This window comes from Parageobacillus sp. VR-IP (assembly GCF_013357975.1).
Lineage (GTDB): Bacteria > Bacillota > Bacilli > Bacillales > Anoxybacillaceae > Saccharococcus > Saccharococcus caldoxylosilyticus.
In genome coordinates this window covers 281,330-295,697 of sequence record NZ_JABVYQ010000002.1, presented here as the reverse complement: position 1 = coordinate 295,697, position 14,368 = coordinate 281,330, and the positions used below count along the sequence as shown (strand labels likewise).

The 14,368-nt window shown below is 46.8% G+C and carries 14 protein-coding genes; 10 read left to right on the top strand and 4 right to left on the bottom strand.

Going from position 1 to position 14,368, the window contains the following annotated elements:
* Nucleotides 1-41: 41 nt before the first annotated feature.
* The 6 genes from HT574_RS06945 (at nt 42) to HT574_RS06920 (ending at nt 6,962) form a co-directional block, all read left to right on the top strand.
* Entirely contained in the window at nt 42-980 is a 939-nt protein-coding gene (locus HT574_RS06945) for a carbohydrate ABC transporter permease (RefSeq protein WP_375154092.1), read from the top strand.
* Entirely contained in the window at nt 980-1,801 is an 822-nt protein-coding gene (locus tag HT574_RS06940; protein ID WP_081160515.1) for a carbohydrate ABC transporter permease, read from the top strand. Before HT574_RS06945 ends, HT574_RS06940 begins: the two co-directional genes overlap by 1 nt.
* Nucleotides 1,802-1,889: 88 nt before the next feature.
* Nucleotides 1,890-2,765, top strand: coding sequence for an ROK family protein (locus tag HT574_RS06935; protein WP_175244204.1), 876 nt, complete (start codon nt 1,890-1,892; stop codon nt 2,763-2,765).
* Between the two features lie 376 nt (nt 2,766-3,141).
* Nucleotides 3,142-3,882 carry an MBL fold metallo-hydrolase gene (locus HT574_RS06930; protein WP_175244002.1) on the top strand — a complete coding sequence of 247 codons (741 nt, stop codon included), beginning with the start codon at nt 3,142-3,144 and terminating at the stop codon, nt 3,880-3,882.
* Between the two features lie 537 nt (nt 3,883-4,419).
* A complete protein-coding gene (locus HT574_RS06925; protein ID WP_175244001.1) occupies nt 4,420-5,358 on the top strand; it encodes a TetR/AcrR family transcriptional regulator in 939 nt (312 codons plus the stop codon).
* Nucleotides 5,343-6,962, top strand: coding sequence for an MDR family MFS transporter (locus HT574_RS06920; protein WP_175244000.1), 1,620 nt, complete (start codon nt 5,343-5,345; stop codon nt 6,960-6,962). Before HT574_RS06925 ends, HT574_RS06920 begins: the two co-directional genes overlap by 16 nt.
* A gap of 249 nt (nt 6,963-7,211) precedes the next feature.
* Here the strand turns inward: HT574_RS06920 and HT574_RS06915 are convergent, their stop codons facing one another.
* From HT574_RS06915 to HT574_RS06905, 3 genes are all read right to left on the bottom strand, one after another.
* On the bottom strand, nt 7,212-7,556 hold the full coding sequence (locus HT574_RS06915; protein WP_175243999.1) for a DUF779 domain-containing protein: 345 nt from the start codon (nt 7,554-7,556) through the stop codon (nt 7,212-7,214).
* Nucleotides 7,557-7,625: 69 nt separating this feature from the next.
* Nucleotides 7,626-9,146 carry an aldehyde dehydrogenase gene (gene adh, locus HT574_RS06910; RefSeq protein WP_175243998.1) on the bottom strand — a complete coding sequence of 507 codons (1,521 nt, stop codon included), beginning with the start codon at nt 9,144-9,146 and terminating at the stop codon, nt 7,626-7,628.
* Nucleotides 9,147-9,313: 167 nt separating this feature from the next.
* A complete protein-coding gene (locus tag HT574_RS06905; protein ID WP_175243997.1) occupies nt 9,314-9,928 on the bottom strand; it encodes a hypothetical protein in 615 nt (204 codons plus the stop codon).
* 88 nt (nt 9,929-10,016) lie between these two features.
* Here HT574_RS06905 and HT574_RS06900 point away from each other — a divergent pair, with 88 nt between their 5' ends.
* From HT574_RS06900 to HT574_RS06885, 4 genes are all read left to right on the top strand, one after another.
* Nucleotides 10,017-10,460 (top strand): DUF1284 domain-containing protein, encoded by a 444-nt coding sequence (locus HT574_RS06900; protein ID WP_061579133.1) that lies wholly within the window; start codon nt 10,017-10,019, stop codon nt 10,458-10,460.
* Nucleotides 10,461-10,561: 101 nt separating this feature from the next.
* Nucleotides 10,562-11,941 carry an aspartate kinase gene (locus tag HT574_RS06895; RefSeq protein WP_175243996.1) on the top strand — a complete coding sequence of 460 codons (1,380 nt, stop codon included), beginning with the start codon at nt 10,562-10,564 and terminating at the stop codon, nt 11,939-11,941.
* A gap of 133 nt (nt 11,942-12,074) precedes the next feature.
* Nucleotides 12,075-13,040 carry a processed acidic surface protein gene (locus tag HT574_RS06890; protein WP_375154089.1) on the top strand — a complete coding sequence of 322 codons (966 nt, stop codon included), beginning with the start codon at nt 12,075-12,077 and terminating at the stop codon, nt 13,038-13,040.
* Nucleotides 13,041-13,103: 63 nt separating this feature from the next.
* Entirely contained in the window at nt 13,104-13,634 is a 531-nt protein-coding gene (locus tag HT574_RS06885) for a class D sortase (RefSeq protein WP_254698620.1), read from the top strand.
* A gap of 23 nt (nt 13,635-13,657) precedes the next feature.
* On the opposite strand, the gene HT574_RS06880 is transcribed toward HT574_RS06885, so the two are convergent.
* On the bottom strand, nt 13,658-14,110 hold the full coding sequence (locus tag HT574_RS06880; protein ID WP_017436454.1) for a YwpF-like family protein: 453 nt from the start codon (nt 14,108-14,110) through the stop codon (nt 13,658-13,660).
* Nucleotides 14,111-14,368: the final 258 nt, after the last annotated feature.

Here is a 14,368-nt window from a genome sequence, read left to right as displayed (position 1 = left end):
AATCAAATGTGGAAACGGTAAAGACAGTATCGGAACGAAGCGTGACGGTCGTACCGACACCGCGGAAAAAACGGAAATGGACCGTGGACCATTGGCTTGCGGCTGCGTTTCTCACGCCGTCGGTTGTACTTATTTTCATTTTCGTCTATGGCTTTATCGGCTGGACGGGATACGTTTCCCTCAGCAACTGGAATTCACTTGTACCCGATTTATCGTTTGCCGGGTTGAAAAACTATATTTATTTGTTTCATGATTTCCGCTTCCAGGCCGATTTGCGCAATACGCTGGTATTTACGATCCTGTTTATCGGCGTGGTGATTGTGCTTGGCCAATTGTTGGCGATTTTGCTGGATCAAAAACTGCGCGGGGAATCGATTTTCCGCAATATTTTCTTTTTCCCGATGGCGCTCTCTTTTGTAGTGACCGGGGTCGTATGGCAATGGCTGCTGAACCCGTCAACCGGTGTCAACCTATTTTTAAAAAAGATCGGCCTCGATTCGAAGTGGTACACGGATACAACGATTTTAGGAGGATTTCATTTAGGAAAAATTGAATTTGGCGTGCCGGTGGCGATACTTGCGGTGGTGATTGCCGCCGTATGGCAAATGACGGGGTTTGCCGTTGCGATGTATTTGGCCGGATTAAGGGCGATTCCGGAAGAAGTGCGCGAGGCGGCGCGGATGGACGGCGCGACGGAGCTGCAAATTTACCGCAAAATTATTATTCCATTGCTGCGGCCGGTTACCGTCAGCGTCATCATTATTATGGCCCATATTTCGCTGAAAATTTTCGACCTGATTTACGCGATGACGGGCCCTGGGGCAAACTTTGTTACGGACGTGCCGGGGGTATATATGTTTGAAACGACATTCCGCGGCAACTATTATGCCAACGGAGCGGCAATCGCGATGATCATGCTACTTTCTGTCGCCATTTTTATCGTTCCATATTTGATTTCCAGCCGAAAGGGTGAATCATGATGAAACAACGGGCATGGTCACGAGCTGTTTTATATCTCATTTGCCTAGTCATGAGCCTATTTTTCTTAATGCCGGTCTATGTGATGCTGGTGACAAGCGTCAAGCCGCTTGATGAAGTGACGCTCGCCGATATGTGGAAGCTTCCGTCCGCCTTCGACTGGAGCAGCTATCAAACCGCGTTTGCGAAATTGGCGCCGAACTTTTGGAACTCCGTTTATTTGGTGGTTCCGGCGACGCTCATATCGGCGATATTAGGTGCATTAAACGGCTACGTATTGTCGAAATGGAAATTCAAAGGAGCGGACACGCTGTTTACGCTTATTTTGTTCGGCATGTTCATCCCATACCAAAGCATTTTGATTCCGCTGATTCAGTTTTTGCGCGAAATAGGCCTGTATAATACGATTCCGGGGCTCATTTTTGTGCATGTCGTGTACGGGATTCCGATTACGACGTTGATGTTCCGCAATTTTTACGCGGCGATTCCGGATGAAATGATTGAATCGGCGAAAATCGACGGGGCCGGGTTTTTACGGATTTTCCGCTATATTATGCTTCCGCTCTCGATTACCGGGTTTGTCGTCGTAGCGATTTGGCAGTTTACGAATATATGGAATGAATTTTTATTCGCCGTCACGATTACCACTTCTGCACAGCAGCCGATTATGGTCGCTTTGCAAAACTTATCGGGCAGCCAAATTGTCCAATGGAACGTGCAAATGGCGGGAGCGTTGCTTGCTGCTTTACCAACCTTGCTTGTCTACATTTTTTTAGGTAAATATTTTGTTCGTGGTTTATTGGCCGGTTCGGTGAAAGGGTAATGATGTGCGGCAAAGGACGCCCCGCTTTTTTACCGTTTTATGGTACAATGAAAGCGGAAATCATAGAGGAGAAAGCGGGGAGAAGTGCGTGTATCTTGGAGCGATTGAAGCAGGCGGCACAAAATTTGTCTGCGCCATCGGCGATCATGATGGAAATATTAAGGAGAGGGTGACGTTTCCAACGACGACGCCGGAAGAAACGATGCGCCGTGTCGTTGAGTTTTTCCGCCCATACCCGTTAGAAGCGATCGGCATCGGCTCGTTTGGTCCGGTTGATTTGCGTCGCGATAGTGCGACGTACGGCTATATTACGAGCACGCCGAAACAAAAATGGGTGAATTTCAACTTTGTCGGCGAAATGAAACGGCATTTTTCCGTGCCGATTGGCTTTGATACCGATGTCAATGCGGCCGCGCTCGGGGAACGGCGCTGGGGTGCCGCGAAAGGGCTGCAAAGCTGCATTTATATTACCGTTGGAACGGGAATCGGTGTCGGGGCGATTGTCGAAGGCAATCTGCTCCATGGCCTGATGCATCCGGAAATGGGGCATATTCTCGTTCGCCGTCATCCGCAAGACACATTTGCCGGCGTTTGCCCGTACCATGGCGATTGTCTGGAAGGAATGGCGTCCGGGCCGGCGATTGAAAAGCGCTGGGGCAAAAAGGGCGCGGAGCTGGCTGATCGCAAAGAAGTATGGGAGTTAGAAGCGTTTTATTTGGCGCAGGCGATTGCTAACTACATCTTAATTTTATCGCCGGAAAAAGTGATTATCGGCGGTGGCGTTATGAAACAAGAACAGCTGTTGCCCAACATTCGTCATCGTGTAATGGAGTTTCTCAATGGATACGTACAACACGAGGCGGTTTTACAGAAAATGGATGAGTATATCGTCCTGCCTGGATTAGGGGATAACGCTGGAGTTTGCGGTGCACTTGCGTTAGCGAAACAAGCGCTTGATGAATAATCGGAAGCGAAATGCGACCGTTCGTTGCGGAACAGGATGCAGCGAAAACGGTCGTTTTTTATTATAATGAGGCGAAAAACCATTCTTCTGATGGCACCGCATCCATTGGCTTGTTAATGGTAATATGGCGCATAAGGATTGTGAGATTTTAACAATCGGTACAGGAAGGTGTTAGTAGCAGATTGCTTGTTTTATCCAACGATAGAACCATATAAGAGCAATGAAATCATGCTATATTTATTGACAAATATATTTTTTTATGATATTATAAAATTTTTATTTATTGACATTTTGTTTAGAGCTATGGTAAATAATATATTACGAAATGTTTAGCATCAAAACTAATATTAATTTATTTATTAAGGGAGAGGATTCAATGAAGATTTCGAATGGAGTAGCAATGCTTGAATTAAAAGTTCAAGGTTTTGTTTTAAATCCTACGCTGGTTTGGGACGATGAAACCGCCGTTTTGATTGATGCCGGCATGCCTGGGCAATTGGAACAAATACGTGCCGCCATGAGTGAGGCCGGCGTCTCCTTTGATAAATTGAAAGCAGTAATTCTGACGCATCAGGATTTGGATCACATAGGGAGTCTTCCTGAAATATTAAAAGAATTCACTAACCGCATTGAAGTGTATGCGCACGAGCTTGACAAACCATACATTGAAGGGGCTTTGCCTCTGATCAAAACAGACCCCAACCGCATAAGTAAAGAAGAATGGGTGTCTCTTCCGGAAGAAATGCGGATTTTATATCAGAATCCTCCGAAAGTGAAAGTTGACAAGACAGTGGATGACGGCCAAGAGCTTCCTTATTGCGGGGGGATTCGTGTTATTTTTACGCCTGGGCATACTCCAGGACATATTAGTCTGTATTTAAAACAAAGTAAAATCCTTGTTGCCGGGGATGCGATGATATGTTTAAATGGCTCTTTGCACGGACCGGTTCAGCGAACCACGCTAGATATGAATACAGCGCTTCGTTCATTGGAAAAATTTTTGGACTTAGATATAGAATCTGTGATTTGTTATCACGGTGGTATTTGTAATGGCAACGTGAAAAGCCAGCTCCAACGCCTTGTAAGGCAGGGCGGCAACATAACGGAAAAGAAATGAAAGTGGATACATTCAAAAAAATGGCAGTTTGATAGGCAGTGAAAAAACGCTTTCTATTCAGCTATGAGGAATCGTGGGCTTCATCAATGAGCAGCTTTGATTGGTGAAACCATCATCCGCGGTGAAGCCTGCCTCATCGTCGAAAGGATCGGCAGGGAAGGCAGCAGCAAAGAAGGAAGACAAAAAAGCAAATGGACGATTTTTATTATTTTTTTGACTATTAAGTCAACAAAAAAATGACGATATGGTCATTTTTTGTGAACATAATTGTTGATAAAAAATAAAAAGGTGCTTATAATGGTGTCTGTGATGTCGGTGACCATTCGGTCAAATTTGCGGCATAGGAATCGAGGTGCCTTTCAATGGACAAATGTAACAAACCCATTCGCTTTGAACGTGTAGTGGAAGCGTTGCGAAAACATGGGGTGCATGTTGAGCTCGTCAAACCGCGCTCGCAGCTATCTGTATATAAGCATATGCTACAAAATGCATGCCCTTCTGCTCGTGAAATTTCCTCTATCTAGGAGATGAAAAAGAATGGCCGATGAACGGAAAGTCCAGTTTATTGAAACAGCTATGAAATTATTTGCGGAAAAAGGGTATTATTCTACATCGATTCAAGATATTGTCGATGCCTGGGGCATTTCGAAAGGAGCATTTTATCATCACTTTTCGTCCAAAGAAGATTTGATGCTTGCCATCATTCAGCACCATTTTGAAAAAATGATGGAAAGTTTCACCGTCATTCCACAGGATGGCGGTTCGGAAAAAGAGCGGTTTATTCAGCAAATCGCTGCGCATTTTGCGAATATGCATGAGCATAAAGAATTTCTGCAAATGATGATGGCTGAACAAATCCCAAAAATCAGCAGTGATATTCACCTTTATTTATTGAAGCAGCGTGCTTATATCTTTTCATGGTATTGCGACCGCCTCATCGAAGTATACGGAACAGAGGTAGAGCGGTACGTGTTTGACGTGGCGACGATGCTAAACGGCATGATCCGCCAATATATGTTTTGCTTCTTTTTGCGGCCAAGCAAGCTGCATGCCGAAGAAGTGGCGCGTTTTCTCGTGCGGCGTTTGGATGCGATCATTGCGAGCTTTTCCCATGAAGAAGCGCCGATTTTAAACAAAGAAATGGTAGAGCCGCTGATCGGAATGGAAGAAAAAGAGCGGTGCGTATTGCAAGAAAAGATTAGCGCCCGCATTGCCCATATGCAAAAAAAGATTTTATCGCTTTCGCTCGATAAAAAGATACAGCACGAGCTTCATGCTGCGCTGGATACGTTAGAAGCAGAATTAATGAATGAAGAGTCTGCGCCGAGGGAATATGTCGTGCAAGGGATTTTATTATATATCGAGAACCGGCATCTTCCGCTGCTTGCGGATGATTTGGCCGCATTAAGAAAGGATATTGAACAATATCGGAAAACGAATAATAGATGGGAGAGAAGTAAATGGAAAAAGCATTAGAAATGCCAGCTAGCACCATTCGGCACCGCAATATATTAATTACTGGTTTAATCATTGCCATGCTGTTTGGCGCGTTAGACGGTACGATCGTCGGAACGGCGATGCCGCGCATCGTTGGGGAGCTTGGCGGATTAAGTTTAATGACATGGCTGACGACCGCGTATATGTTGACATCGACAACGGTGGTGCCGATTGCCGGCAAGCTTGCGGATTTATTAGGCAGGCGAGTCATTTATGTGACAGGACTCGTCATTTTTATGGTTGGCTCTGCCCTTTGCGGCATGGCAAATGACATGACAGAGCTCATCATTTGCCGAGGACTGCAAGGAATCGGCGGGGGAATTATGATGCCGATGGCCATGGTTGTCATCGGAGATGTGTTTACCGGAAAAGAGCGCGCGAAATGGCAAGGGGTTTTTGGTGGATTATATGGTCTTGCCTCTGTCATAGGCCCGCAAATCGGGGGATTTATCGTCGACCATTTGAATTGGCGCTGGGTATTTTATATTAATCTTCCTGTCGGGATTTTGGCAACGATTTTTATTGCGATGGGATTGAGCAAATATAAAGCGGAAGGTCCGGTGAAGTTTGATCTTGCCGGGATGTTCACGATGGTTGTTGGCGTGGTTAGCTTGCTTTTAGCGTTAACGTTTGGCGGGGATAAGTATGAATGGACATCATGGCAAATCATTGCCTTGTTTGCGGCGGCGCTCGTCTTTTTAACGCTGTTTGTATTCGTAGAGAGGAAAGCGGAAGAACCGATTTTGCCGATGCATTTGTTTAAACACCGCACGTTTATCGTGTTAAATGGAATTGGCTTTTTAATGAGTGTCGGCATGTTTGGTGCGATTATGTTCGTTCCGTTTTTTATGCAAGGGGTTGTCGGAGTAAGTGCAACCCAGTCCGGCACGATTATGACACCGATGATGATTACGATGATTATCGGAAGCATCGTTGGTGGCCGTACCGTTTATAAAATTGGTGTAAAATCACAGCTGTTCATTGGCATGGCTGTGTTGGCGGCAGGGTTCGGTTTATTAAGCACCATGGGCGTGGATACGTCCAAGTTCACCGCCACGTTGTATATGATTGTTTTAGGGCTTGGAATGGGGTTAGTGATGCCGATTTTAACGCTGGCTTTGCAAGAAAGTTTTCCAAAGTCGGAGCTTGGCGTCGTCACCTCTTCAAGCCAGTTTTTCCGTGCGGTCGGCGGAACGTTCGGCATAACGGTGTTAGGGGCGATTATGAACCATCGGTCGAGCCAGCTGCTCGATGACCGCCTCATGCCAATGCTTCGGTCGCTTCCTCCACAAGCAAAAGGAATGGTGGACCGGTTTGCTCATATGATTCATGATGATCCGCAAGGGCTTTATTCCGTTTTGCTCAGCCCGGAAGCGCTGGCGAAAATACCGCCGCAAATGCGGGAAACGTTTGTGCCGATTTTAAAACAGTCGCTTGTGGATTCGCTTCAATCCGTTTTCCTATTTGGACTTATTTTTGTCATTGGCGGAACAGTGCTTGTATTTGGGCTGAAGAAAATCAAACTGTCTGACCGCCGTCAATTGCAGGAAACGGCGAAAAACGAAAAACTGCCGCAGAGCTAGCTCTCTGCGGCGGTTTTTTTATTGCAGCGGAACGAGGAAATGCGGGCGGGATACGCTCCACTGAATCGTTTGACCGGCAATAGGGGAGTTGGATCACCAAATTTTTCGGCTGTCGGAGGCAAGTCTCTGCCAAGCTGATGAGTGACGGAGGGCCGCACCGCACCGCTGAAAGAGTCCGTGCATTGGGTGGCTGTGCGGCCACGGAAGCCGAAGAGCATGACGATTCTTTAGGGAAGGGGGCGCCAACCATCAAGATCCGCTGCCAAACACCCGCGAGCGGGTGAGAAAGCGGACGCCTTCCGGCCCTTCAAGCGAAAACATGCCGCCGCGCCCAGGTACGACGTCGATAATAAGCTGGGTGTGCTTCCAATATTCGTATTGCGCCTTGGAAATGTAAAACGGGCAGCCGCCGATTTCGCCAAGCAGCACGTCGGAATCGCCGACGATCAGCTCCCCGAGAGGGTAGCACATCGGCGAACTGCCGTCGCAGCAGCCGCCAGATTGGTGAAACATAAGCGGCCCGTACTTTGCTTTTAGTTTTTCAATCAGCTCTAAAGCGGCGTCTGTCGCAATTACTTTTGGCTCCTCATTCATAACAGATCCCTCCCTGCAGGAATATGGATAGGCAGAAAAGGCAGCGCGGATGGTGCGCTGCCTGCATGATTAGAACAGTCCTAGTTTTTTCGGAGAGTAGCTGACGAGCAAGTTTTTCGTTTGTTGATAATGTTCGAGCATCATTTTATGTGTTTCGCGGCCGAATCCGGACATTTTGTAGCCGCCGAATGCGGCGTGTGCAGGATAGATGTGGTAGCAGTTCGTCCAGACGCGTCCTGCCTGGATGCCGCGTCCGAAGCGGTAGGCCGTATTAATGTCGCGCGTCCAGACACCGGCGCCTAAGCCATACAATGTGTCATTGGCAATCGCAAGAGCTTCGTCCTTATCTTTAAATGTGGTGACAGCGACGACCGGCCCGAAAATTTCTTCTTGGAAAATGCGCATTTTATTATGGCCTTTGAAAACCGTCGGTTTGACGTAATAGCCATTTCTTAAGTCGCCTTCTAAGTAGTTGCGTTCGCCGCCGATGAGCAGTTCAGCCCCTTCCTGTTTGCCAATGTCAATGTAGGAAAGGATTTTTTCCAATTGCTCCGAAGATGCTTGCGCTCCAATCATCGTTTCCGTATCGAGCGGATTGCCTTGTTTAATTTGTTTCACACGCTCTAACGCGCGTTCCATAAATTTGTCGTAAATCGATTCTTGAATGAGAGCGCGGGAAGGGCATGTACATACTTCTCCTTGGTTTAAAGCGAAAAGCGTAAAGCCTTCAATTGCTTTATCGAAAAATTCATCATCTTTTTCCGCTACGTCTTCAAAGAAAATGTTTGGCGATTTTCCGCCAAGCTCCAATGTTACTGGAATAATGTTTTGCGATGCGTATTGCATGATGAGTCGTCCCGTTGTTGTTTCGCCGGTGAATGCCACTTTAGCGACGCGAGGGTTGGAGGCAAGCGGTTTTCCGGCTTCTAAACCAAATCCGTTGACGATGTTGACGACACCTGGAGGAAGTAAGTCTTGAATGAGTTCCATCAGTACGAGGATCGAAGTTGGTGTTTGTTCGGCAGGTTTTAAGACAACGCAGTTTCCAGCGGCTAACGCCGGCGCCAGTTTCCATGCTGCCATTAAAAGCGGGAAGTTCCATGGAATGATTTGTCCGACAACGCCGAGCGGCTCTTTAAAGTGATAGGCAACTGTATTATGGTCGATTTCTGCTAAAGTGCCTTCTTCCGCACGGATGCAGCCGGCAAAATAACGGAAATGATCGATGGCAAGCGGGATGTCTGCATTCAACGTTTCACGAATCGGCTTGCCGTTTTCCCACGTTTCCGCGACTGCGAGCATTTCCAAGTTTTCTTCCATGCGGTCGGCAATTTTATTGAGGATTCGTGCGCGCTCGGCAGGGGAAGTACGGCCCCATGCATCTTTCGCAGCATGAGCAGCATCCAACGCAAGCTCGATATCAGCGGCTTTGGAGCGTGGTACTTCGCAGTAAGCTTGCCCCGTCACAGGAGAAATATTTTCAAAATACTCTCCGTCAACTGGCGGGACCCATTTGCCGCCAATGAAATTTTCATAGCGTTTTTTGAAAGTGACAAGTGAACCAGGCTGCCCAGGTTGAGCGTAAATCATCCAAGTTTCCCCCTTTGTATCTTTTTTATATACGCTTACAAAAAAGCGTATACATTACTGGGAAAAGTGAAAAATTCCTCCCAGTGATTAGGTTAGCATTATATGACAATTTTGTCAAAATAAAATTTTGAGTTATTTAAAATTCTATAAAAATGGAAATTATGCATCTAGTAATGCAGTTCGAGTCCTTCCAGCCAGCGGCTAGCATATACGCTGCTTAAATGATGGAACGCTTCCAGCACATCGCTCGGATTGGCTTTGAAAAATTGTCGCGCCACTTCTTGGTTATGCTCTTGGATAAACTGAAATAAAAAATCTGTTTGGATGCGATTGACAATCAGAAGCGCGCTGTAAGAACGTTCGAGCTGCTCTTTGCGTTCCGTCCGGTCCACAATTTGTTTGAAATGTTCACGATAGCGGCCTGTGAGTTCCAATAGATGATCGCGGATGTTTGCTTGCGCTTCGTTGAACATGTTTTCCACCGTTTTCGGGGAAAAAAACGATTGTTTCTCGAGCATCGCACCGAATATTTGTTGCAGTGCGTGCGCCGATTCCGTTGCGAAGGTGACGTTCATCAGCAGTCCATGTATATATTCCTGTTCGTCCGCAGACTGAATTCGCAATTTCATAATCGTTTCGAGCACATCAGAATGAATTTTTTCTTTCGTCCAATGTTTCGTTAGTTCATGAAGCAAAACCGATAAGATATGAGCCGCTTCTTCTTTCGTCATGGCGGTTAATTCCTTTCTATGTTGTTTATTTGTATATTTCAAGGATGCCATGTCTTCTTCACGTCCGTCAATGTCCATGTTGTAGGACGGCGCTTCTTCAAGTAAGATGGAATTATGGAAAAAGGGGAGGAGAGAAGCGATGAAGCCGCTGCGCTTACGGGGACATCATTTATTATGTGTGCACGGATTTCGCGGAATGGGATATAGCCCATCGTTTGTGGAAAAGATGTGGGAAGTCGTGACGAAAATTCGCGATGAAGAGCAAGATTTTCCGATTCAAGTCGTCGCTGCTCTGGATGATGCGTGCATGGCATGTCCGCACCATGGAGAAACGACGTGCCAAGCCGATCCGAATTCCAATAAACATGTGACCTCCATGGACCAAAAAGTAATCCGCCATTTAGGCATTGAAGAAAACGGGGTTTACTTAAAATCGGAACTAGTGAGGCTCACTGCACAAAAGGTGCGTCCTGACGATTTAGATTACTTATGCGCCAAATGCTCCTGGCTTCCGTACGGTGTGTGTAAAGAAGGTATTGCCAATGTCCGGGCCGGAAATGTTGCGCAAAAGGAAGCGGAGTAATTTTTTTGTCAGAATTCCGGAAAAATAATGACACCTCCCATAAAAAAGTGTGGTATGATAAACGAATATAAGGAGATTTTCGAACAGAAAGGGTTATGGACATGAAAGTAGCAAAGTTCGGTGGAAGTTCTGTCGCAAGCGCCACACAGTTTCGCAAAGTGGCGGATATTGTCAGCTCCGATGTTGAGCGCCGCATTGTGATCGTATCGGCACCGGGGAAACGGTTTAAAGATGATGTGAAAGTGACCGATATGCTTATTCAGCTGGCACAGGCGGTGATCGACGGGAAAGCGTACGATGAGGTGCTTGACGAGATCGTAAAACGGTATGCGGAAATTGCGAATGAGCTCGAATTGACAGCAGGGGAGTTTTTAGCGGAACTCCAAGACGATCTGCGTTGGAAAATCAGCGAGTACCGCAATGAGCCATGCCGCTTGATGGATGTGATCAAAGCGAGCGGGGAGGATCATAACGCACGGTTGATGGCGCTGTATTTACAGGAAACCGGGCTTGAAGCGAGCTATGTCAGTCCCCGGGAGGCGGGAATTTTCGTTACGGATGAACCGGGCAATGCGCAAATTTTGCCGGAGTCATATGAAAAGTTGTATCAGTTGCGCAACCGGCGCGGGGTGTTAGTGATCCCAGGGTTTTTTGGTTACTCGCTTGACGGGCATATCGTGACATTTCCGCGCGGCGGCTCCGATATTAGCGGCTCGATTGTCGCAGCAGGGGTAAAAGCGGATGTGTATGAAAATTTTACCGACGTCGATTCGATTTATTGCGTCAACCCTTCGATTATTGCCAATCCGCGCAAGTTGAAAGAAATTACCTATCGTGAAATGCGCGAACTTTCCTACTCTGGGTTTTCCGTGTTTCATGATGAAGCGCTGGAGCCGGTGTACCGCGCGGGAATTCCGGTTTGCGTCAAAAATACGAATAATCCTGCGGCCCCAGGCACTTGGATTGTCGCCAAACGCAACCATCAGGAAGAGCCGATTGCCGGCATTGCCAGCGATACGGGATTTTGCAGCATTAACATTAGCAAATATTTAATGAACCGGGAAATCGGATTTGGCCGCCGGGTGCTGCAGATTTTAGAGGATGAAGGAATCTCCTACGAACATACTCCTTCCGGCATCGACAATATGTCGGTGATTTTACGCGCCAGCCAACTGGAAGGGGAGAAAGAAAAGCGTATTTTAGACCGCATTCAAACGGAATTGGAAGTCGATGAAGTAAATGTGGAATATGGGCTTGCGCTTATTATGGTGGTCGGCGAAGGTATGGAGCGCACCGTTGGAATGGCAGCAAAAGCGACGACGGCGCTGGCGAAGGCCAACATTAACTTAGAGATGATTAACCAAGGCTCATCGGAAGTAAGCATGATGTTTGGCGTCAAAGAGGAAGTCGTTACCAATGCGGTGCGTGCGCTGTATGAGGCGTATTTTCAGGAATTACCCGTCGGAAACAGCGTCAAATAAGAAGCAGAATACATAGGAAGCGGAAACGAACAAAACAGATTCGTTTCCGCTTCTTTTTTATACATAAGACGCCGTCCTTCGGAAAATACTACCAATGTATCTTACTCGATGCAATGGAAGGGAGGAAATGGCATTGAAGCGCTGGTTGTCCGCCATGATTGTTTGTTCTCTGTTTATCATTGCCTCCAATGGGACGCGCGCATTTGCCCAAATTCAAAAACAAGAACTGGAACAGTACATCGAAAGCATAGGCTGGTCGATGAGTGATTTGCTACATTATTTGGACAAGTACAAGATGACGGTGGCTGATTTTCAAAGCATGGAGGAATTAAAACAATGGCTTGGCACGCCGATTACGGAAGAAAACATGCAACGCTTGCTCAAGAAGCACCAACTGACGCAAGAAGAGCTGGAGGCGCTGCTCGGGCAGTTTGGGGAAACGATGCAAGATTATACGTTTATCGAAGATTTGGATACAGCGGTCCGTTTTTATTTGCGCCATAATGAAAAGATGCAGCAAATTAACGATATGCTTGGCGCGATTGGTTTTACTGAAAGCGAAGCAAAACGCCTGTTTGAACATATTGCCTCGCTGCCAAATCCGCATGTAGGACAGCAATTAGCCGAACTAGACCGCCGTCTGCAACCGTTTCTGCAAGTAGAAGACGTGACACAGCTGACAGAAACGCAGCGCCGGCAGCTGCTTTCCATTTGGGAAGACGTATTGTCTACTTTGCAAATGAAAGCTGCATTTTACTTGGGGGAAAACGGGAAAAGACAGAAAATCTCTTACCACGAGCTAGCAGAGGGAAACATGCCTGATGGACGCGAGCTATTGGTCAAGTTATATAACCAAGCGGGGGAATTGCTTGCTGATGTGCGGTTGTCGAAAGAAATGTTCACTTCCGGCTATGTCGTGCGGGCGGGGGAAAGATGGATCGCAGCAGGGGAATTAGCAAGTGAAATGAAAGAAACGATGTATGGCGAAAAAATGCCGGATACCGCTTCTCCGTATCTTGCCCGTACGCTTTCCGGTGTTCTCCTCGCTTTGTTTGGCTTTTACGTTTATTGGAGCAGCAAAAAGAAATTGGCGGAGTGAAAACGAGTGTTTCGTCGCGCGAAGACGTACGTTGCAGCTGTATGTATCGTGGCCGGCTTGGGGATGGCGCTTTGGAACGGTTATTGCTACTGGGTGGGGTATCATGCCGTACAAAATGTAGAAGCGGAAGGTAAAAAACCAGCGTTCCGGCAGGCGTCCCGGCTACAGCAGGCGGCGCTGCCGGCAAAGCCGAAGATCGGAGAGCAAATCGGCACGCTGTTTATTCCGAAACTGAGCGTATCGATCCCGATTTACCATGGGGTGACGGAACAGCAGCTGCGAAAAGGTATCGGCCACTATCCAAAAAGCGCTCTGCCGGGGGAACCGCACAATATGGTTCTATCGGGCCATCGCGATACCGTATTTCGGCAGTTAGGGCAAATCGGCATTGGTGACGAATTAATGGTGAAGACAGCAAGCAAACAATTTATTTATCGCGTAACGAAAGTGCGCATTGTTGATCAACATGACCGGACGGTCTTGGTCGAAAAACCGCGCCCAACGTTAACGGTGACGACCTGCTATCCATTTCATTTTTTCGGAAAGGCAAAGCAGCGCTATGTGTTGATCGCCCGGCTCGTTTCCGTGCAATAAAGAAAAGGGCTAGAAGCGTTTTTCTAGCCCTTTACTGTTTCTTCATTATTTTTACTTTTGATCCCGCGACGTTCGTCTAGCTGATGTTTAAATTCTTTCAATAACGCCTCGCCTTGCAGCCCCTTTTTGACAAGACCTGCTAGTACGACTTCCGCCAAGTGCGTTCTGCTTGGAACGATGAATCCTTCCATCAGCACGCTGATATGGTTGTTCATTCTTGTGATGGAACGAACAGTGACGAGCATATTGGCCGGATCATTGCTGCGATTGGTAATCGTCACTTGCAGACGAAATTCATCCTCTTTGTGCTGCAAATCCGCAAAAATGGGTTCATACTGTTGGTCTAAATAGGCCTCCACGAGCCAGCGGTTTTTTCCGTCTTCTTTATTAATAATGAGGCCATCAATAAACGGAATATCCTGCGGGTCCGAATCGTCATGAACGACCGAGAGCCCCACAAGCTTGAAGGTTTTCATTCCATCCACCTCGTCAGCATTGTCTTGTAGAAATTATAGCATATTCCCATCGCAAAAGGAAAACGGATCGTATGTCTGTCCTCCATTTATTATTTTATACAGGAAAATGAAATGGGTTATGTCCATAAAATGGTGTCATGAACAAAAATATCACCACTGCCATTTTTCATGAAAGCATGCCAAAATTTAATTTTGCTGGCCGGTTTCTTTTCTTTGTACAGATGCTAGTCATTATTGTACCAATAAATATCATGTAAA